14 protein-coding genes are annotated in these 21,560 nt (G+C 70.2%); 12 read left to right on the forward strand and 2 right to left on the reverse strand.

Annotation, left to right across the window (positions count from 1 at the left end; genetic code table 11):
* The first annotated feature begins 142 nt into the window (after positions 1–142).
* The 7 genes from ACWGIF_RS20040 to galE all read left to right on the forward strand — a co-directional run bounded on the left by ACWGIF_RS20040 (position 143) and on the right by galE (position 12,395).
* Entirely contained in the window at positions 143–6,676 is a 6,534-nt protein-coding gene (locus ACWGIF_RS20040; protein ID WP_453499134.1) for an RHS repeat-associated core domain-containing protein, read from the forward strand.
* 4 nt (positions 6,677–6,680) lie between these two features.
* Positions 6,681–7,205: a hypothetical protein gene (locus tag ACWGIF_RS20045; protein ID WP_453499136.1), complete on the forward strand. Its 525-nt coding sequence runs from the start codon at positions 6,681–6,683 to the stop codon at positions 7,203–7,205.
* Positions 7,206–7,410: 205 nt separating this feature from the next.
* Complete coding sequence (gene rplU / locus ACWGIF_RS20050) at positions 7,411–7,731, forward strand: 50S ribosomal protein L21 (protein ID WP_030715748.1); 321 nt, start codon at positions 7,411–7,413, stop codon at positions 7,729–7,731.
* 13 nt (positions 7,732–7,744) lie between these two features.
* Positions 7,745–7,999: a 50S ribosomal protein L27 gene (gene rpmA, locus ACWGIF_RS20055; RefSeq protein ID WP_112446573.1), complete on the forward strand. Its 255-nt coding sequence runs from the start codon at positions 7,745–7,747 to the stop codon at positions 7,997–7,999.
* 177 nt (positions 8,000–8,176) lie between these two features.
* Positions 8,177–9,622 carry a GTPase ObgE gene (gene obgE / locus ACWGIF_RS20060; RefSeq protein ID WP_453499138.1) on the forward strand — a complete coding sequence of 482 codons (1,446 nt, stop codon included), beginning with the start codon at positions 8,177–8,179 and terminating at the stop codon, positions 9,620–9,622.
* A 70-nt stretch (positions 9,623–9,692) separates the two neighbouring features.
* Positions 9,693–11,309, forward strand: a complete 1,617-nt coding sequence (locus ACWGIF_RS20065; protein ID WP_453499140.1) for a glycosyltransferase — start codon at positions 9,693–9,695, stop codon at positions 11,307–11,309.
* A 69-nt stretch (positions 11,310–11,378) separates the two neighbouring features.
* Entirely contained in the window at positions 11,379–12,395 is a 1,017-nt protein-coding gene (galE, locus tag ACWGIF_RS20070) for a UDP-glucose 4-epimerase GalE (protein ID WP_453499142.1), read from the forward strand.
* A 121-nt stretch (positions 12,396–12,516) separates the two neighbouring features.
* On the opposite strand, the gene ACWGIF_RS20075 is transcribed toward galE, so the two are convergent.
* Both ACWGIF_RS20075 and ACWGIF_RS20080 read right to left on the reverse strand, forming a co-directional pair.
* Positions 12,517–13,689: a glycosyltransferase gene (locus ACWGIF_RS20075; protein WP_453499144.1), complete on the reverse strand. Its 1,173-nt coding sequence runs from the start codon at positions 13,687–13,689 to the stop codon at positions 12,517–12,519.
* Positions 13,686–16,565: a bifunctional glycosyltransferase/CDP-glycerol:glycerophosphate glycerophosphotransferase gene (locus ACWGIF_RS20080; protein WP_453499146.1), complete on the reverse strand. Its 2,880-nt coding sequence runs from the start codon at positions 16,563–16,565 to the stop codon at positions 13,686–13,688. Before ACWGIF_RS20080 ends, ACWGIF_RS20075 begins: the two co-directional genes overlap by 4 nt.
* A 188-nt stretch (positions 16,566–16,753) precedes the next feature.
* Between ACWGIF_RS20080 and ACWGIF_RS20085 the strand changes: the two genes are divergently transcribed.
* From ACWGIF_RS20085 to ACWGIF_RS20105, 5 genes are all read left to right on the forward strand, one after another.
* On the forward strand, positions 16,754–17,746 hold the full coding sequence (locus ACWGIF_RS20085; RefSeq protein ID WP_453499148.1) for a glycosyltransferase family 2 protein: 993 nt from the start codon (positions 16,754–16,756) through the stop codon (positions 17,744–17,746).
* Complete coding sequence (locus ACWGIF_RS20090; RefSeq protein ID WP_453499150.1) at positions 17,743–18,183, forward strand: GtrA family protein; 441 nt, start codon at positions 17,743–17,745, stop codon at positions 18,181–18,183. Before ACWGIF_RS20085 ends, ACWGIF_RS20090 begins: the two co-directional genes overlap by 4 nt.
* 76 nt (positions 18,184–18,259) lie before the next feature.
* Positions 18,260–19,387 (forward strand): glutamate 5-kinase, encoded by a 1,128-nt coding sequence (gene proB / locus ACWGIF_RS20095; protein WP_453499152.1) that lies wholly within the window; start codon positions 18,260–18,262, stop codon positions 19,385–19,387.
* An 84-nt stretch (positions 19,388–19,471) separates the two neighbouring features.
* Positions 19,472–19,885: a hypothetical protein gene (locus ACWGIF_RS20100; RefSeq protein ID WP_453499154.1), complete on the forward strand. Its 414-nt coding sequence runs from the start codon at positions 19,472–19,474 to the stop codon at positions 19,883–19,885.
* Between the two features lie 367 nt (positions 19,886–20,252).
* Complete coding sequence (locus tag ACWGIF_RS20105; RefSeq protein ID WP_453499156.1) at positions 20,253–21,530, forward strand: glutamate-5-semialdehyde dehydrogenase; 1,278 nt, start codon at positions 20,253–20,255, stop codon at positions 21,528–21,530.
* Positions 21,531–21,560 lie beyond the last annotated feature (30 nt).

Raw genomic sequence — 21,560 nt, forward strand, 5'->3', positions numbered from 1 at the left:
TGGTCCTCAACCCCGCGGGCCGCCAGGTGCGGGTTTCGGTTTTGTGTACCCCTCCCCGGAATGGTTTCCCCCCCCCGGGCCGGGGGGCCACACCGGTCCGCTCCAGCAGTACCTTCCCGTCCCTTTCCTGTGGAGTGCACTGATGTCTCTACGCGGCCGATTGCTCAATCGGCGCATACACCGGCGAACACTGGGCTCAATCGTCATCGGCCTGAGCCTCGCCCTGTCCGCCTCGTCCGTCCAGGCCCTGGAATCCGCCCCCGGCGGCACCAAGCGGCCCGGAGTCCAGGACTTCGGCGACCCCGTCAAGGGAACCAAGGCCAAGTCCAAGGGCCGCCCGGCGAACGCCACCGCCAAGGCCGCCGTCAAGAAGCTGGACAAGCCCGTCTGGCCCGGCAGCGGCAGCGCCGAACTGGCCGTACCGGCCGCCGGGGGGACGGCTGCGCCGCAGGTGAAGGTGGGCGGCCTGCCCGTCACCGTCACCGCCCCGAAGGAAGCCGGCGCGAAGGCTTCGGCCACCTCCTTCTCGGCCGCCGCGGCCGGCGGGGCCAAGCAGCCCGGCAAGGTCCGGGTCGACGTGCTGGCGCCCGAGCGGGCCGCGAAGCTCGGTGCGGGCGCGCTGCTGCGCGTCCAGCGGGCCGACCAGGCCGCCGACGGCGGCCAGGTCCGGCTGAACGTCGACTACGCGGCGTTCGCCGACGGCTTCGGCGGCAGCTACGGATCCCGCCTCCAGCTGGTCGAGTTCCCGGCCTGTGCGGCGGTGGCCGAGCCCGGCACCGCCGCCTGCCCCGAACTCCCCAAGCCGCTCAAGACGGTCAACAACCCGAAGACGAAGACGGTCTCCGCGGACCTGACCGCCCCGGCGCGCGCGGCCGGCATGTCCACGATGGCGGCCGGCCCCGCGGCGAGCGGCTCGATGGTGGCCCTCGCCGCAGGCGACTCCTCCGCGCAGGGCTCGTACGCCGCCACCCCGCTGGCCCCCTCGGCCAAGTGGAGCGTGGCCACCTCGTCGGGCGGCTTCTCCTGGTCGTATCCGCTGCGCACGCCTCCCGCCCCCGGCGGCCTCGTCCCGACGGTCGGCCTCGGCTACTCCTCGCAGTCCGCGGACGGCCGTACCTCGGACACCAACAACCAGGGCTCCTGGCTCGGCGAGGGCTTCTCGTACGAGGCCGGCTACGTCGAGCGCAGCTACAAGCCCTGTGCGAAGGACGGCCAGTCGTCCTCCGCCGAGCAGTGCTGGGCCTTCGACAACGCCACCATCATGCTCAACGGCACGTCCACCCAGCTGATCAAGGGCGACGCCGACGGCAAGTGGCGGTTCGCGGCCGACGACGGCTCGAAGGTCGAGCAGCTCACGGGCGCCGTGAACGGCGACAACAACGGTGAGCACTGGAAGATCACCACGACCGACGGCACCGAGTACTACTTCGGCAAGAACCGGCTGCCGGGCTGGGCCACGGGCAACGAGGAGACCTCGTCCGTGTGGACGACCCCGGTCTTCGGCAACAACGCGGGCGAGCCCTGCCACAACGCGACCTTCGCGAGCGCGTCGTGCCAGCAGGGCTGGAGGTGGAACCTCGACTACGTCAAGGACCGCCAGGGCAACGTCATGTCGTACTTCTACGGCAAGGAGACGAACCACTACGCCCTGAACGGCAAGACCGACGTCAACGGCACCCCGTACACCTCGGGCGGCTGGGTCAAGCGCATCGACTACGGCCAGCGCGACGGCAGCGTGTACGCGGCGAAGGCCCCGGCCCGCGTCGTGTTCACCACGAAGGAGCGCTGCCTGGAGACCGACACCTTCAAGTGCCTTCCTGCCGACTTCAAGACGGCGAACGCCGCCCACTGGCCGGACGTCCCGATGGACCGGTACTGCGCGGCGAACACCAGGTGCAACGCGACCCAGGTCGCCGCATCCTTCTGGACGCGTCAGCGGCTGACCGGCGTCACCACCCAGATCCGCAAGGACGCGACGAACTACGACGACGTCGACGCGTGGACGTTCACGCACCAGTTCACGGACAACGGCGACCAGTCGAAGACCCTGTGGCTGTCGAAGATCGACCACGAGGGCCGCAAGGGCGGCAGCGCCAAGGTCCCCTCGGTCGAACTGATGGGTACCCAGCTCAAGAACCGCGTCGACGGCCTGGACGAGAGCATCGCTCCCTTCCACCGGTTCCGCCTGTCGACGGTTCTGAGCGAGACCGGTGCCCAGCTGGACGTGAACTACGCCCCGGCGGAGTGCACGAAGGACGCCCTGCCCAAGCCGGGCGAGTCCACGAAGCGCTGCTACCCGGTCGTCTGGTCGCCGCCCGGCTTCCTCGACCCGATCACGGACTGGTTCCACAAGTACGTCGTCGCACAGGTCATCGAGACCGACCGCACCGGCGGCTCCCCCGAGCAGGTCACCCAGTACGACTACCAAGGCCCCGCGGCCTGGCGTAAGGCCGAGCCCGACGGCATGACGGAGGCCAAGTACCTCACCTGGGGCGGCTGGCAGGGCTACGGCAAGGTCAAGGTCACCACCGGCGGCCAGACCGTCAAGCCGACCCGCATCGACTACACGTACCTGCAGGGCATGGACGGTGACAAGAATCCGGACGGTACAGCCCGTTCGGTCACGGTCACCGACTCCGAGGCCGGTACGTACACCGACCACAAGGAGTTCTCCGGCCACGAGCTGGAGGCTGCCACGTACGACGGTGACAAGCTCGTCTCCAAGGTCATCAAGACACCGATGCGGCACCACACCGCGACGGACACCAACACCTGGGGCACCAGCCACGCCTCGCTCACCAAGACCGTCAAGACGCGCGGCTACTCGGTGACCGAGGGCGGCGACGGCCGCCGCGAGACCGAGTCGAGCACCACGTACGACCTGGCCAACGGCACCGGCCGGATCCTCACCTCCGAGGACCTCGGCGACCTGTCCACCACGGCCGACGACACCTGCACCCGCACGACGTACGCGGACAACGCAGGGGCCAACGTGCTGAGCCTCGTCTCGCGCGTCGAGGCCGTCTCGGTCAAGTGCGCCACGACCCCCGACCGCAAGACGCAGGTGCTCTCGGACGAGCGCACCTCCTACGACAACCTGGCCTTCGGCGCCGCGCCCACGGTGGGCCACGCGACGAAGACCGAGCGCATGACGTCCCACAACGGGACCACCGCCACCTACCAGGTCACCGGTACCACGGCCTACGACGGTTTCGGCCGTCCGACCTCCCAGAGCGACGCCTCGGGCGCGGAGACCAAGACGGCGTACACCGACGTCAACGGCCTCATATCCCAGGTGAAGGTCACCAACGCCCTCGGCCACGTCACCACCACGGACTACGCCCCGGCCTGGGGCCAGTCCCTCGGCCAGACCGACCCGAACGGCAAGCGCAGCGACCTGGCGCTCGACCCGCTGGGCCGCCTGGTCTCGGTGTGGATGCCGGACCGCTCCAAGAGCGCGGGCCAGACGCCGAGCATCAAGTACAGCTACAACTTCCGCACCGACAAGCCGGTCTCCGTCAAGACGGAGAAGATCGAGATCGACGGCTCGTACGGTGCCGAGTACCAGCTGTACGACAGCCTGCTGCGGCCGAGGCAGAAGCAGACCGAGGGCCCGAGCGGCACCCGCATGGTGGCCGACACCTTCTACACGCCGACCGGCAAGGTCGCGAAGGTCAACGCCACGTACAACGCGGCGGGCACGGCCTCCGACGAGCTGCTGATCGTCCGCAACGGCGACGTCGGCGCCCAGACCCAGTACGAGTACGACGGCCTAGGCCGCACCACCGCCGAGATCTTCGCGGCGGCGGGCGGCGAGCAGTGGCGTACGACGTACGTCCACGGCGGCGACCGCGTCCACATCGACCCGCCGGTCGGCGGCGTGCCGACGACCACCCTGACCGACGCCCAGGACCGTACGACGGAGGTCCGCCACTACAAGGGCGCCGCCCCCGTCCCGGCCGGGCCGACGACCGGGTACGACACCACCAAGTACGCCTACACCCCGGCGGGCAAGCGGGCGCAGGTCACCGATCCCGCGGGCAACAGCTGGACGTACAAGTACGACCAGCTCGGCCGGATGACGGAGGCGGTCGACCCGGACTCGGGCAAGCGGACCACCACATACGACGAGCTCGACCGGCCGGTCTCCACCACGGACGCCCGCGGCAAGACGAACTCGACGGTCTACGACAAGCTCGGCCGCGTCGTCACGACGTGGGACGGTGCGGCGACCACCGGCACCAAGCTCACCGAGCAGCGCTACGACAAGGCGGGCTGGCTCGGCAAGGGCTGGGCGACGCTGCGCTACATCAACGCGACGGAGTACTTCGCCACGATCGTCCAGGCGATGGACGAGTTCTACCAGCCGCTGAAGACGGCCTACACGGTCCCCGCCTCGTCGGGCACCGGTCTGGCGGGCACCTACGTCTTCAGTAGTGCCTTCAACCGTGACGGCACCAAGCAGAGCGACGGCCTCCCCGCCGCGGGCGGTCTCCCGGCCGAGGTCCTGGCCTACGGATACGACGACATCCAGCGCCCGAAGTCCATGACGGGCACGACGTCGTACGTCACCAACGCCATCTGGTCCGGCCGTACCCTGCTCCAGCAGCTGGAGCTGAACACGGGCGGCAAGAAGGCCTGGCAGACCTTCCAGTACGAGACCGGCACCGACCGCCTGATCCAGTCGAAGGTGGACGTCTACGGCTCCACCACCGGCCCGGCCAAGGAGTCGAACTACTCGTACGACCAGATCGGCAATGTGAAGTCGATCGCCGACACGGCGGGCGCCGGTACGCCGGACCTGCAGTGTTTCGCGTACGACTACCAGAACCGGATGACGGAGTCATGGACCCCGGCGACCACGAAGGCCGCGGCCGCTGCGGCCGGCACGGTCGGCAGCCAGGTACCGGTCTCCGGCTCGGGCCCGGCCGCCTGCTCCGGCGCTCCGGGCTCCGCCGCCCTGGGCGGTCCGGCGCCGTACTGGAACTCGTACACCTTCGACACGGTCGGCAACCGCCTCACTGAGACGGCGCACCACACCGGCCTGGACGCGTCGAAGGACGTCAAGCGCACCTTCACCTATGAGGCGGGGACCCACCGGGTCGAGAAGGTCGTGGAGAACACCCCGACCGGCGACCGCCAGTACTCCTACGGCTACGACGCCGCGGGCAACACGACGCAGCGCACGATCGGAGGCAACACCCAGACCCTGGAGTACGACTCCCTGGGCGACCCGGTCCGCAACAGCCAGCCGGACGACGTCACGACCCCCGGCAAGAACGAGGCGTCGGAGACGACCTTCCTCTACGGCCCGGGCGGCAGTCGCATCCAGCGCAAGGACGCCACCGGCACCACGGTGTACCTGCCGGGCATGGAGCTGCGCCTGGACGCCGGGGCGACCACGGCCAAGGCGACGCGCTACTACGGCTTTGCGGGCCAGAGCATCGCGGTCCGCACCCCGGACGACAAGCTGTCGTTCCTCGCCTCGGACCACCACGGCACGGGCGAGCTGGCGATCGACTCGACGACCGGTGCGGTCACCCAGCGCCGGATGGACCCGTACGGCAACAAGCGCGGCACCCCGCAGGGCACCTGGCCGGGGGAGAAGGGCTTCGTCGGCGGCACGATCGACGCGTCGACAGGTCTGACGACGATCGGCGCCCGTGAGTACGACTCGTTCCTGGGCAAGTTCATCACCCCGGACCCTGTTGTCGACACGAACGACGCCCAGCAGCTCAACGCGTACGCGTACGCCCACAACCGCCCGGTCTCGGCGAGCGACCCGACGGGTCTCTACGACCCGGACGAGAGGGCGTACTGCCAGTCGCACCCGAGCAGCTGCACCAGCGGCAAGGTCAACACGAACACGACGCCGGAGCAGCAGGACGTCAACGACGCCACGGACAACGTGAACCGGGCGGAAGGCAACCTCAACAGCGCCAAGGGCAAGGTCAAGAACGCCGTCAAGCAGATCACCAAGATCCTCATGGACGAGCTCGGCGTCACGGCCGCACTCGACTGCTTCTCCAGCGGGGACCTCGGTGCATGCGGCGAAACAGCACTCAACATCGCGGGCAGCTTCGCGGGCGGCCTGGCGGGCAAGGTCCTGGCCAAGTACGGCGCCCCGTGGAAGTGGGAGAAGGCAGGACAACTGATCAAGCGCCTGGCCGGTCTGGCAGGCGACCTGATCGACGGCGCCAAGGCTTGGTGGAAGGCCGCCGATGCCGTCGGCAAGGCCAAGGGTGCCTTGGCGGCCGCGAAGGCCAAACTCAAGTCGGCCCCTTCCGGCCCGGCGTTCGACGAGGGAGCACTACTACAGCAGGCCAATGAGGCGCGTGACGGCGTGGTTGACGAGTTGTCCAAGGGGCCGGCGTCCATGCGGTCGAAGCATGCGGTCGCCGTCGGCGCCTTCAACGTCAAGACGGGCAAGGTGGCGTCCGGCGTATCCTCCAAGCCCAAGGGCGATTTCCCGGGCGAATGCGCTGAGGCATGCGCAGCGCGTAATGTCGGTGGGGACCTGGCGGACATCCGTTTCACCCGGGCGGTCCGGCCGAGAGGTTCAGGCAATCCGCCCAAGGACCAGCCCGTCTGTGCGGCCTACTGCGAGCCCACCTACGGCCGGGGTGCGTTCCCCGACCCGGACACCACATATGCGTCCGACCTGGCGAAGGACTGAGCACGTGAAGCACGAACAGGCGCGGCAGCTGGTGGCGTCGCTGATCGATGCCCGGGATGCGGCTTCGGTCGGACGATGGGCGTACGAGATCGAAGAGCTCGTGGTACCGGTCAACGATTCCCTCCAGCCGGGAGCGAACGTGGTGGCCGCGTGCCTCGTGTCCGGTCTCGCCACCGCAACCGCCGAATCGCGGGCGGAGGTCCTGCACCTCCTGGTCCAGCTTGCGGCCTCCGTGGTCGAGGCCGACGATCCCGTGTCCGTGCGCGAACTGCGGCAGGAGATCGAGCGGGGATTGCCGGCGTTCGAGGCGGTAGCGGACTCGGGATCCCGCGAGGAGCGACTGGTCTGTATCGACCTGTTCTCCACTTGTGCGCGATTCAGCAGGTCGTGCTTCGACCAGTCCACCAAGGTCATGTCGAGGCTGGCCGAGGCGGGAGCCGACCAGAAGGCGAGAGCGGCCGTCGAGTTCGACGACCTGCAGGCGCATGGGTATCCCGCACTGTTCGACCTGCCTGCCGTCAGCGAGTAGCCGGCAAGGGCGGTGTGTGATCGGGGCCCGGTTTGACCCATCAAACCGGGCCCCGTAACCTAGGTCGCTGGCGTGTCTATGCGCACGCCGTCCACTGAGCACCTCACCTCCCGCACCGCCTCGCGGCGCGGGGGAGGCCGGCCTGCGGTTCCCGCGGGGCCGGCTGGCTTCAGGGGTTCCCGAATCGAGCGAGAGAGAGATCCGCGTGTACGCCATCGTGCGCAGCGGTGGTCGCCAGCACAAGGTTGCTGTTGGTGACATCGTTGAGGTTGACAAGATTTCCACTGCCAAGGTTGGCGACACGGTCGAGCTCTCGACCCTGCTCGTTGTCGATGGCGACGCCGTGACCAGCGACCCGTGGGTCCTGGCCGGTATCAAGGTCACGGCCGAGATTGTGGACCACCACAAGGGCGCCAAGATCGACATCCTGCGCTACAAGAACAAGACCGGCTACCGCCGTCGCCAGGGTCACCGCCAGCAGTACACGGCGATCAAGGTCACCGGTATCCCCGCGGCTGCGAAGTAAGAGGGACTGAGACATGGCACACAAGAAGGGCGCATCGTCCACCCGGAACGGGCGCGACTCCAATGCCCAGCGGCTCGGCGTGAAGCGCTTCGGCGGTCAGGTCGTTTCCGCTGGTGAGATCCTCGTCCGCCAGCGCGGCACCCACTTCCACCCGGGTTCGGGTGTCGGTCGTGGTGGCGACGACACGCTGTTCGCGCTGCTGGCCGGTTCGGTCCAGTTCGGCACGCACCGTGGCCGCAAGGTCGTCAACATCGTTCCGGCCGCCTGATCCAGCTCCTGCTGATCAAGCGTTCGTAACTTCCCGAGGGCGGATCTCAGCTCTTCCCGGCGCGAGCCGGGAAGAGAGGTCCGCCCTCGGCGCGTTGTCACGTAGACACGTTTAATGGGCAGCAAGGCCTGCCACCGGATTTTCCGGACTATTCCCGCTGTATCTGGAGGAACACCCATGACCACCTTCGTGGACCGCGTCGAGCTGCACGTCGCCGCGGGTAACGGGGGCCACGGCTGCGCCTCCGTTCACCGGGAGAAGTTCAAGCCGCTCGGCGGCCCCGACGGCGGCAACGGCGGCCGTGGCGGCGACGTCATCCTGGTGGTGGAGCAGGCGATCACGACCCTGCTGGACTACCACCACAGCCCGCACCGCAAGGCCACCAACGGCAAGCCCGGCGAGGGCGGCAACCGCTCCGGCAAGGACGGCCAGGATCTGATCCTGCCCGTCCCGGACGGCACCGTCGTCCTCGACAAGGAGGGCAACGTCCTCGCCGACCTCGTCGGCCAGGGCACCACCTACGTGGCCGCCGAGGGCGGCCGCGGCGGCCTCGGCAACGCCGCGCTCTCCTCCGCCCGCCGCAAGGCGCCCGGCTTCGCGCTCCTCGGCGTCCCCGGTACCACCGGCGACATCGTCCTGGAGCTCAAGACCGTCGCCGACGTGGCGCTGGTCGGCTTCCCGAGCGCCGGCAAGTCCTCGCTGATCTCGGTACTCTCCTCGGCCAAGCCGAAGATCGCGGACTACCCCTTCACCACCCTCGTCCCGAACCTCGGCGTCGTCACGGCCGGCTCGACCGTCTACACGATCGCCGACGTCCCGGGCCTGATCCCCGGCGCCAGCCAGGGCCGCGGCCTCGGCCTGGAGTTCCTGCGCCACGTCGAGCGCTGCTCGGTCCTCGTGCACGTCCTGGACACCGCCACGCTGGAGTCCGACCGCGACCCGATCGCCGACCTCGACGTCATCGAGGAGGAGCTCAAGCTCTACGGCGGCGGCCTGGAGAAGCGCCCGCGGCTCGTCGTCCTGAACAAGGTCGACATCCCGGACGGCCAGGAGCTCGCCGACATGGTCCGCCCCGACCTGGAGGCGCGCGGATACAAGGTCTTCGAGGTCTCCGCGGTCGCCCGCACGGGCCTGAAGGAGCTCTCCTACTTCCTCGCCGAGGTCATCGCCAAGGCCCGTGCCCGCAAGCCGAAGGAGGAGGCGACCCGGATCGTCATCCGCCCGAAGGCCGTGGACGACGCCGGCTTCACCGTCACCTACGACGAGGTCGAGGACGTCTACAACGTGCGCGGCGAGAAGCCGGAGCGCTGGGTCCGCCAGACGGACTTCAACAACGACGAGGCCGTGGGCTACCTCGCCGACCGCCTCAACCGCCTCGGTGTCGAGGACGCGCTCAAGAAGGCCGGCGCCCGCGCCGGTGACGGTGTCGCGATCGGCTCCGACGAGAACGCGGTCGTCTTCGACTGGGAGCCGACCATGATGGCCGGCGCCGAGATGCTGGGCCGCCGTGGCGAGGACCACCGCCTGGAGGCCCCGCGTCCGGCCACCACCCGCCGCAAGGAGAAGGACGCCAAGCGCGGGGACTCGGCGCAGCAGGAGTACGACGAGTTCCGGCCGTTCTAGTCCCCTCCGGGCGGAAGCCGGCCCGGAGGGTTTGAAGGCGCCTTTACGTCGGTCGCCTAGGATCCTCCGGGTGAACAGCAGCAACCTCCCCACCGTTTCCGTCGTGGTGATCGCGTACAACGACGCCGGGCTCGTGGGCGAGGCCGTCTCCTCGGCCCTCGCCCAGGGCCCGGTGGTCGCCGAGGTCATCGCGGTGAACGACGCCTCGTCCGACGGCACCGCGCAGGTGCTGGACGAGCTGGCCGCCGTGCACCCCCGCCTCAAGGTCGTCCACCGGACGGAGAACAGCGGGGGGTGCGGCACCCCGCGCAACGACGGGATCGCGGCCGCGTCCGGCCGGTACGTCCTCTTCCTCGACAGCGACGACGTCCTGCCGCCGGGGGCGGCCGACGCCCTGGTGCGCACCGCCGAGGAGCACGGCGCCCCGGTCACCGTCGGCGCGGCCGTCCGGCGCGAGCTGCCCCAGCGCCACGACGTCCCGTGGATGCCCGGTCTCCACACTCCCGGCGATGTGATCGAGCGCCCGGCGGACCGGCCCGAGCTCGTCCGGGACACCCTGTGCGTCAACAAGCTCTACGACCGCACCTTCCTGCAGGAGCACGGCCTGCGCTTCCCCGACGGCCGGTTCATCTACGAGGACTTCGTCTTCACCGCGCGCGTGCTGGCCGCGGCCCCCCGCATCGCCGTCACCGGCGACCTCGTCTACGTCTGGCACGTGCGCCGCAGCGCCGCCCGGAAGTCGATCTCCCTGGACCGCAAGGACGTCGGGAACTGGCGCGCCCGCGTCGAGGCCCACCGCACGGCCGCCCGGATCCTCGCCGCCGCCTCCACTGAGCTGGGCAGCGCATGCCAGGTGAAGTTCCTGGAGTACGACCTGCCCATGTACCTGCGTGAACTCGGCAAGGACCCCGGATACCAGGCCGCCTGGTGGACCCTGACCCGGGCGTACGTGGACACCTTCGCCGAGGCCGACATCGAGGCCGCCGCGCCCCACGCCCGCTGGATCGTACGGGTGCTGCGCGCCACCGCGACCCCGCCCGCCGACGTGGAGCGGCTGACCCGGCTCGCCGCCGAACCGCCGCGGCTGCTGCCCCCGTACGCGACCGGCCCCACCGGCGCGCCGGTGTGGAGCGAGGAGCTCCCGGCCGAGCTGGACGGCCTGCCCGGGATGCCGGTCGCCGGGCTGCCCGTCACCGTCGACGCCGAACCGGCCGGCCGTGACGCCGTCCGGATCCGCCTGCACGACCTGTACGGGCGTCTCGCCGAGGCCGGGCCGCGGACCGTTCACCTGAGTTTCATCCCCCGTGCGGGAGGCGAGGCGGTCCTCACCCGGCCCGTCGAGCTGCTTCCCGACCGCAGCGGCGGCTGGACCGCCGTGCTGCCGTTCCGCCTCGCCGATCTGGCCGTCACGGGCCGCCGGCAGGGGCTGCGCAGGATGCAGGCCTGGAACATCGGGGTGGGCGTGCAGTGCGACGACGGAAGCTCGGTGTTCACCTCACTGCGCCCCGGGGGCGGACTGCTCCGCCGCCGGGCGCTGCCCAGCAGCCGGTACGGTGTTCTGCTGGCGCAGCCCTACCGGACGGGGGCGGGCGCCCTCGCGCTGCGCCTCGCGCCGGGCGCCGAGGGCGCGCTGACCCTCGTACGCAACCGCCTCCACCGGGCCCGGGCGGGCCTCGGGGCGGCCTGAGGGCGCCTGAGACCGCTCACATCGCCGCGCTTTTCGTTACCGAAGTCGGACAGGACCAAGGAGTTACACATGACGTTTCTGATCACCGGTGGCGCCGGATACATCGGCGCGCACGTCGTCCGCGCGATGCTGCTCGCGGGGGAGAAGGTCGTCGTCCTCGACGACCTCTCGACGGGTAACGAGGACCGCGTCCCGGAGGGCGTCCCGCTGGTGGTCGGCTCGGTCCTGGACCGGCTGGTGCTGGAGAAGACCATCCGCGAGCACAAGATCACCGGCGTGGTCCACCTGGCGGGCAAGAAGCAGGTCGGCGAGTCCGTCGAGAAGCCGCTGTACTACTACCACGAGAACGTGCAGGGCCTCACGGTCCTGCTGCAGGCCGTGGCCGACGCGGGCGTCCGCAACGTCCTCTTCTCCTCCTCCGCCTCCGTCTACGGCATGCCCGAGGTGGACCTGGTCACCGAGGACACCCCCTGTGCGCCGCTGAGCCCCTATGGCGAGACGAAGCTGGCCGGCGAGTGGCTGGTCCGCGCCGCCGGCAAGGCGCACGGCATCTCCACCGCCTGCCTGCGCTACTTCAACGTGGCGGGCGCCGCGACCCCGGAGCTCGCCGACACCGGCGTCTTCAACCTGGTCCCCATGGTCTTCGAGCGCTATGACGCCGGCCAGGGCGCCAAGATCTTCGGTGACGACTACCCGACGCCGGACGGCACCTGCATCCGCGACTACATCCACGTCGAGGACCTCGCGGAGGCCCACGTGGCGGCGGCCCGCAAGCTCGCGGAGTGGGCCGCGGCCGGGGACTACAAGGACCTCACCGTCAACATCGGGCGCGGTGAGGGCGTTTCGGTGGCCGAGATGGTCGAACTGCTGAACAAGAACACCGGGCACGACGACCTCGCCCCGGAGATCTGCCCGCGGCGCGCCGGCGACCCGGCGAAGGTCGTGGCCTCGGCCGACAAGATCACCAGCGAGCTGGGCTGGAAGGCGCGGCACGACGTCCGCGAGATGGTCACCTCCGCCTGGGCGGGCTGGGAGGCCAACAAGGTGGCCCGCAAGGACGTGCACCGGGACGTTCACAAGGCCTGACCCGCCGACGCCGGCCGGTACGCACGAAGCCGCCCGCCCCGGACGTGTCCGGGGCGGGCGGCTTCGTCATGTTCCGCGGCGGGAGCGTCGGCGCTCCCGGAAGGTCATTGCTCCCGGAAGGTCAGCGCTCCAGGAAGGAGAACAGTTCCTCCCACCGGTCGGTGATCTCGGCGCTGGAGTAACGCTTCACCGAATGGAAGGCGGCGTCCCCGAGCCGGTCGCGCAGCTCCCGGTCGGCCATCAGCGCGCGCAGGTGCCCGGCCAGCTCCATCGTGTTGCCGAGCCGGGCCAGCAGCCCGTCCTCGCTGTGCTCGATGATCTCCCGCACGCCCGGCGCGCAGTCGAAGGCGGCCGGCGGCACGCCCGCCGCCATCGCCTCCAGCAGCGTGATCGGGAACCCCTCCGCCCGTGAGGCCTGCGCGAAGACCGAGGCCCCGCGCAGCGCGCCCAGCACGTCGTCGGTGCTGCCCATCCACTCCACGGAGTCGTCCAGACCCAGCGAGGTGCAGTGCGCCTTCAGCGCGGGCTCCTCCACGCCGGCCCCGTAGATCCGCAGGACCCAGTCCGGATGGTGCGGCGCGGCGTCCGCCCACGCGTCGAGCAGCAGGTCGACGCCCTTCTCGAAGGCGAGGCGGCCGACGCACGCCACGACCTTCTCCGTGCGGGGAGCGGGAGTCTCCGGCATGAAGGGCAGCGGGTTCGGCATGCTGCCGACGTTCTCCATGCCCGACCGGATCCAGAGGTCCGCGTCCTCGGCGGTCAGCACCAGCAGCCGGTCGACCTCCGGGTAGTACCGGCGGACCCGCTCGCCGCGGGTGGACTTCTGGCTGGCCTCGAACGACTCGTGGCTCATCCCGATGACGGTGAGCCCCTTGGTGTCGGCGAGCGCCACCCACTCCATCGCCCAGACCTGGGTGACGATGACGACACCGCCCGGACGGGCCGTGCGCAGCAGCTCGCTCAGCTGCTCCGCCTTGACCCGCATCTTCGCCCGCCGGGCCGCCTGACGACGCCGCTCGGGCGCGTTCAGCCGGCCCTTGATCCCGCGCAGCCGGCGCGGCGACGGCGGGTGGGCGTCGTACAGCGTGGTCATCGCGTACGGCAGGTCCTGCGGCAGTTTCTGCCGGAGCTCCTCGGCGACCGGGGCGATGCCGACGACGTGCACCCGGTGGCCGCGGTCGGTGAACTGCCGGGCCATCTGGTGCGACCAGGTGGTCACGCCGCCGAGCTCGTCGACGTTGTTGGAGACGAGGAAGATGTCACGGCCGCCCGGGGTGGCGGTCTGCTGGCTCACTTGCCGCTCCTGGTGAAGAACTTCTCGACGATCTGGCGGGCCGCGTCCCCGCGGTCGTACTCGCCGAACTCGGTGAGGAAACGCTGGCGCGCCTGGGCGTACTTCGCGTCCGCCTCCTCGAAGGCGGCGAGCGCCTGCAGGAGTTCGTCCGCCGTGGCCACCACCGGGCCCGGGGCCTTCTCCTTCAGGTCGAAGTACGTGCCGCGGATGTCCGTGGCGTACTTCTCGTAGTCGTACGCGAAGAACACCATCGGCCGGTCCAGGACCGCGTAGTCGAACATCACGGACGAATAGTCGGTGATCAGACCGTCGGCGAGGGCCAGCAGCGGCGTGACGTCGTGGTGGCGGGACACGTCGATGACCCGGCCCGCGACCGACGGCGGCAGCGAGACGCTGTTCAGGTAGTGGGTCCGCACCAGCAGCGTGAACCGGTCGCCGAGCCTGTCCGCGAACTCCTCCACGTCGAAGGGGAAGGTGAAGCCCTCCACCGCGCCGTCCGCGCCCGCCCGGAACGTCGGCGCGTACAGCAGCACCTTCTTGTCCGGGTCGATGCCGAGCTCGGCCGCCAGGGGTCCGCGTACCCGCTCACCGCTGTCCGCCTCGGTCCGGTACGCCTCGACGAGGGCGTCGTTACGCGGGTAGCCCGTGCGCAGCAGCACCTCGTCGCGCAGCCGGAAACCCTTGGCGAGGGTGCGGGTGTCGTGCTCGGAGCGGATCAGGAAGTGGTCGAAGCGGTCGACGGCCTCCTGGAAGCGCTTCTGGCCGGCCCGGCCCTGCGCCTTGGTGCGGGGCTCGTGGAAGCCCATCCGCTTGAGGGCGGAGCCGTGCCAGGTCTGGATGTACGTGGTCCCCGGGCGCTTGGCCAGGGCCAGCGGGAAGCCCTGGTTGTCCACCCAGAACTCGGCCTGGGCCAGCGCCCGCAGATAGGGCCAGCTCCAGCGCCGCACCAGGGTGGCCTCCTTGGGGAAGCCGGTGGGCTTGGCGCCCGCGTACGACCAGATCGCCTCGAACGGCACGCCCTGGCGCACCATCTCCTCGTAGATCGCCTTCGGGCTGTCGCTGTACTGCTTTCCCATGTGGCTCTCGAAGACGACTGTGCCCTTCTTGACCGGCAGCTTCGAGAAGACCTCGTGGTAGAGCTTCACCTTCTGCTCGCCGGAGCCCATGTTCCTGCGGGCCCGCAGCGCCTTGCGCAGGCCCCGCTTGACCACGCCGGCCGCCTTGCCCTGTATGGCGTTGTTGATCAGCGACTGGGTGCGGACGGCGGCGGCGCCCTCGGCGCTCAGGACGTAGCTGAGGTTGCCCTTCTTGGTCATCTCCGGACCGAAACGGTCGGAGACCAGCCGGGTCAGCCGCGGCCGCACGCGCAGCCGGGCCGCCGACTCCAGGTCGACCCCGCCGACCGAGACACGGGTGGTGATCCGATCGCCGCCCGACGTCAGCTTGAGGCGGACGTCCCAGACGGCGTCGATGATGCCGAGGGGACGCACGGTGCTCGCGATGTCCGCGGTGCCGGTCCACTCGATCGTGTCACCCGCGTGGCGCACGGTGGCCACCGGGAAGCTGAACGAGCGCACGCCGATCTGTCGGCGGGCCCGGAATTCGAGCGTGGCCTTCAGGTCCCCGTCGGCCGGGATCCGGCCCAGCGGGTTCACGAGGGAGCCGGACAGCGTGACGGTTCCGCGCCCGTCGTCCGCGTAGGAGGTGAGGCGGTTGCCCAGCGTGAGGGAGGTGAGCGGGGTGGTGTGGAAGCCCTGCTCGGTGACGTCCAGTATCCGGCGGGCCTCGGCGTCGTCGGGGTCGTCGATGTGCTGTGCACACCAGTAGACGCGCCCGTCGCGCTCGGCGAGCGGGGAGGACAGCCGGCCCTTGTTGGTCATGGCGTCGGCGGCCGGGAGCAGGTTGTCCCAGTCCTCCTTGCTCAGCAGGTAGGCGCAGATCGCCTGGAGGTGGGTGACGTTCTCGTACGCGGCCGGGTCGATCCCCGCGAGGTAGCCGTTGGCGAGGCGGGCGAACTCCTGGCGGTACTCGTCGCTCAGCAGCGGGAGGTCCCGCAGGTGGAGCACCAGGTCGTGCTTGACGAACTTGGCGTCCTTCGCGGACTTGATGTCCGTGTGGCCCTTGGCCGCCAGCAGCTCGTCGACGCGGCGGTGGATCTCCATCCGGTGGGCGAAGTTCGCGATCTCGTGGCGCCGGTTGCTGATCGACTTGGCCGCGGCCTTCTCGACCACGTTCCAGAAGTAGACGTGGTTCGGGATCAGCGTGATGCGGCGGGCCGCCACGTACGCCTGCGCGGAGAACAGCAGGTCCTCGTAGTGGATGCCGACCGGGAACTCCAGGCCCTGCTCCAGCAGGAACGCGCGCCGGTAGAGCTTGTTCGTGGAGAGGGTGTCGTAGACCAGCAGGTCGGGGTACTCGGTGATCGACTCCAGCGTGCGCGTGCGCGAGTAGATCCAGGGGTACCACTCGGTGGTCTTCCCCCACCGGTTGTCGAGGTGCACGCGTACGCACATGCCCGAGACCAGGTCGGAGCCGGTCCGCTCGGCGGCCTCCAGCATGTTCCGGCAGGCGTTGCGCTCCAGGACGTCGTCGCTGTCGAGGAACATCACGTACGTACCGGTGGCCTGCTGGATGCCGTGGTTGCGCGGCGCGCCGCAGCCGCCACTGTTCTCCGGCAGCTGGAAGGCGCGCACTCTCCCGGGGTGCGCGGACTCCAGTTCCTGGGCGACCGCGTAGGAACGGTCCTTGCTGCAGTCGTCGACGATCACGACTTCGACCCCGTGCAGGGTCTGGTCCAGAACCGACTGGACTGCTGTCGACAGACGCTCTGCGTCGTTGTAGACGATGACGACCACGGAGACGTCGGGCACGTGCACCTCGATCCCTTCGTTTCGTTGCGTTTCGTTCAGCTGATTCCGCTTATCTCGTCAAAGCTACCGTGTGCCGCCCTTGGCTCCGGCAGCCCGACTCCGGCCCCACTCTCGCCGTGCATACTTCTAAGGAAGGGGCGAGAGCCGGGTCCTGTCGTCGACAATCACCCGTTCGGACCCTTCAGGAAGTGCTCATGACGAAGCTGTCCGTAGTTGTCCCTTGCTACAACGAAGAAGCCGTCGTCGACAGCTTCGACGTCGAGATCCGCAAGGTGCTGGACGCCCTCCCCATCGAGTATGAGGTCTGCTACGTCGACGACGGCAGTCGCGACGGCACGCTCGGCAAACTCCGGAAGATCGCCGCCGAGCACGACGAGCAGACCCGCTACGTCTCCTTCAGCCGCAACTTCGGCAAGGAGGCCGGCATGCTCGCGGGTCTGCGCGAGGCCACCGGCGACGCCGTCGTGATCATGGACGCGGACCTCCAGCACCCGCCGGAGCTCATCGCGACCATGCTGGAGCACTACCGCCAGGGCCATGATCAGATCATCGCCCGCCGTACGCGCGAGGGCGACAAGAAGGTCCGCTCCGTGCTCAGCCGCCTCTACTACCGGGGCGTCAACCGCTGGGTCGACGTGGAACTCGCCGACGGGGTCGGCGACTTCCGCATGCTCTCGCGCCCGGCCGTGGACGCCCTGCTGTCGCTGCCGGAGTACAACCGGTTCTCGAAGGGCCTGTTCTCCTGGATCGGCTTCGACACCGTCCACTTCGACTACCGCAACGCGCAGCGCGAGGCGGGCGAGACGAAGTGGAAGTTCGGCTCCCTGCTGAACTACGGCATGGACGGCCTGATCTCCTTCAACAACCGCCCGCTGCGCATCGGGATCTGGTTCGGCGTGTCACTTGTCGCCCTGACCGGCCTATATGCGCTGTGGATCACGATCGCGGCGATCACCAACGGCGTCGACGCCCCGGGCTACGTCACTCTTGTGGCGATCCTCACCGGCCTTGGCGGCGTACAGATGATCATGATGGGTCTCATCGGCGAGTACATCGGCCGCATCTATTACGAGACCAAGCGCCGGCCGCACTTCCTGGTCAAGGAGGCGCACGGCGCCGAGCCCCTCCCGCGGACCGGGGACCCCGCCCCGGCGGCGGAGCCGACGAGCGCGGAGCGCAGCGCGTGACGACCCGCAAGGACCAGCTCGGCCAGGTCTTCCGCTTCGCCCTCGTGGGCGGGGTCAACACCGCCACGTTCTTCGGCATCTACCTCCTCCTGCACCCGTGGATGCCCTACTTCGCCGCCTACTCGCTCGCCTTCGTGCTGGCGATGGTCGGCTCGTTCTTCATGAACACCTACTTCACCTACCGGACCCGGCCGACCTGGAAGAAGTTCCTCCTCTTCCCGCTGACGAACGTCACCAACTACGTCATCCAGTCGGCGGGCCTCTACGCCCTGGTGACCTGGGCCGGGATGGACACCCGTATCGCACCGCTGGTCGCGGCGGTCGTTGCCATCCCGTTCACCTTCCTGCTCTCGCGCAGGATCCTCGTCCCGGGGGCCGCCCGGGCCGCCGCCGACGAACCGGACCAGGGCCAGGCCAGGAGCTCGTCCACGGTCTGAAACCCCTGAGCGGTCCCTCCGGGGCACCCCGTAGATTGAGGTGGCAGGCATTTCGGCAAGGGGCAAGGGGACAGACGTGTCAGCGGCTAGGCAAGGTGTCGTGGACGCCCGCAGGATCGTGGTCAAGGTCGGCTCCTCCTCCCTGACCACCGCGGCGGGCGGACTCGACGCCGACCGGGTGGACGCGCTGGTCGACGTCCTGGCCAAGGCCCGCAGCGGCGGTGAGAAGGAGATCGTCCTCGTCTCCAGCGGAGCCATCGCCGCCGGACTCTCCCCGCTCGGGCTGCGCCGCCGCCCCAAGGACCTGGCCCGCCAGCAGGCCGCCGCCAGCGTCGGACAGGGTCTGCTCGTCGCCCGCTACACCGCCTCCTTCGCCCGGTACGGCATCCGCGTCGGCCAGGTGCTGCTCACCACCGACGACACCAGCCGCCGCGCGCACTACCGCAACGCGTACCGCACGCTCGACCAGCTGCTCGCCATGGGCGCCCTCCCCGTCGTCAACGAGAACGACACCGTCGCCACGGACGAGATCCGCTTCGGCGACAACGACCGGCTGGCGGCCCTGGTCGCCCACCTGGTCCGCGCGGACCTCCTCGTCCTCCTGTCGGACGTGGACGGCCTCTACGACGGCGACCCGTCCCAGCCCGGGACCACCCGCATCGACGAGGTCCGCGGGCCCGAGGACATCGCGCACGTCTCCATCGGCAGTGCCGGCAAGGCGGGCGTGGGCACCGGCGGCATGGTCACCAAGGTCGAGGCGGCCCGGATCGCGGCCGCCGCCGGGATCCCGGTGGTGCTGACCTCCGCGAGCCAGGCCGCCGACGCCCTGGCCGGGCGGGGGACCGGCACGCTGTTCCACGCCACCGGGCGCCGCTCGGCGGACCGGCTGCTCTGGCTCCAGCACGCCTCGACCCCCCAGGGCCACCTGGTCCTCGACGACGGCGCCGTCCGGGCGGTCACCCAGCGCGGCAGCTCGCTGCTGCCCGCCGGGATCGCGGCGGTCGAGGGCGACTTCGTCGCCGGGGACCCGGTGGAGCTGCGTTCCGCGGACGGCCGCGCCGTCGCCCGGGGCCTCGTCAACTTCGACGCCAAGGAGCTCCCACAGCTCCTCGGCCGCTCCACTCGCGAGCTCGCACGGGAACTCGGACCCGCGTACGAGCGGGAGGTCGTCCACCGTGACGATCTGGTCCTGCTGCAGGGCTGAGGTTCGGCAAAACCGCAGCGCGCCGGCCCGTGGACTGGTCAACTGTGAGGGGCGGACACGCGGAGCGGAGACAGGAGGCGGCTGGTGAGACGAGCGCTGACCAGCGTCGGTACGGGGGACGGTGACGGCGGTGGTGGCGGGGACGAGCAGGATCACGCCTCGCGCCTCTGGCACGTGACCCTGAGCGTCTCCGGCAGGCCGGCCCCGTTGTCCGAGGTACGGCGCGGGCTGGAGCAGCTGGCCCACGACCACCCCTTCCTGCTGACCAGCCGGTACGCCGACGACCACGCGGAGATCCGCTACTGGGAAGAGGCCCGCGACCTCCACGACGCGGCGGCCGTCGCCCTGCGCCTGTGGGGCGAACACCGCTCCTCGGCGCAGCTCCCGCCCTGGGAGATCGTCGGCCTGGAGGTCATCGACCGCGCCACCTACCACCAACGAGTGGCAGAGGGCTACGGCCCACCCCCGGCCCACCCCGTAGGCGTACATCCCTACTAGTAGGCCAGCCCCGCCACCGTCTGAGTCAGATCAGCCCCGCCGGCGTTTCAGGCGCAGGATCGGGGCGGAGCCCCGGCTCTTCGGAACCGCGCCCGCGCTGAGCCAAGTCAGCCCGCCTGTATTCGAGGCGCGGGGTCTGGAGCCCCGGCTCTTTGCGCCCCGCCGTTCTCCGAGGTGCGGGCCTTCCAGCCCGTCCGGCGCTTGAGGACCGGGTCCGGGCAGCCCCCGGCACCCCGGCCCGGCGCCCTTGAGGACCGGCTCGGGCAGTGCCCGACACCCCGGCCGGCGCCCCCGCCCCCACGGCAGGGCCCGTCTCGCGGGGTGGAACCCCACCGGCGGGGTACCGGCAGGGGATTACCCTGGCGGCATGACCTCGCTCGATGCCGCCACCTCGCCCGTCCTCGCCACCGCACAAGCGGCCCGCACCGCCGCCGCCGCCATCGCCCCACTCCCGCGGTCCGCCAAGGACACGGCCCTGCTGGCGATCGCGGACGCGCTGGAGGCCCGTACGGCCGAGATCATCGCGGCCAACGCCGTGGACACCGACAAGGCCCGCGCCGCCGGTACCAGCGAGACCGTCATCGACCGCCTCACCCTCACCCCGGAGCGAATCGCCGCCATCGCCTCCGATGTGCGCGACGTCGCCGCCCTCCCCGACCCGGTCGGCGAGGTCGTCCGCGGCAGCACCCTCCCCAACGGCATCGACCTCCGGCAGATCCGCGTCCCGCTCGGCGTCGTCGGCATCATCTACGAGGCCCGCCCCAACGTCACGGTCGACGCCGCCGCCCTCTGCCTGAAGTCCGGCAACGCGGTCCTCCTGCGCGGCAGCTCCTCCGCCTACGCCTCCAACACCGCGCTCGTCGCCATCCTGCGCGACGCCGTCGAGGGCGCCGGGCTGCCCGCCGACGCGGTCCAGCTCGTCCCCGGCGAGTCCCGCGACTCCGTCCGCGAGCTGATGCGCGCCCGCGGCCTCGTCGACGTGCTCATCCCCCGCGGCGGCGCCTCCCTCATCAAGACCGTGGTCGAGGAGTCCATCGTCCCGGTCATCGAGACCGGTACCGGCAACTGCCACGTCTACGTCGACGCCCAGGCCGACCTGGACATGGCCGTGGACATCCTCGTCAACTCCAAGGCCCAGCGGCCCTCCGTGTGCAACTCCGCCGAGACCCTCCTCGTCCACCGCGACATCGCCGAGGCCTTCCTGCCGCGCGCCCTCGACGCGCTCGCCGGCGCCGGCGTCACCGTGCACGGTGACGCCCTGGTCCTCGCCGCGGCCGAAGGCACCAAGGTGACCGCCCTGCCCGCCACCGACGAGGACTGGGCCGCCGAGTACCTCTCGTACGACATCGCCGCCGGAGTCGTGGACTCCCTCGACGACGCCGTCGCCCACATCCGCCGCTGGACCTCGGGCCACACCGAGGCGATCGTCACCACCTCGCAGGCCGCCGCCCGCAGATTCACCCAGCTGGTCGACTCGACCACGGTCGCCGTGAATGCATCCACACGGTTCACGGACGGTGGTCAGTTCGGCTTCGGCGCCGAGATCGGCATCTCCACGCAGAAGCTGCACGCCAGGGGCCCCATGGGTCTTCCCGAGCTCACCTCCACCAAGTACATCGTCACCGGCGACGGTCACGTTCGGTAGTCGACGCCTGAACACGGGGTGGCCGGATTT

Source organism: Streptomyces sp. NPDC054849 (assembly GCF_053610945.1).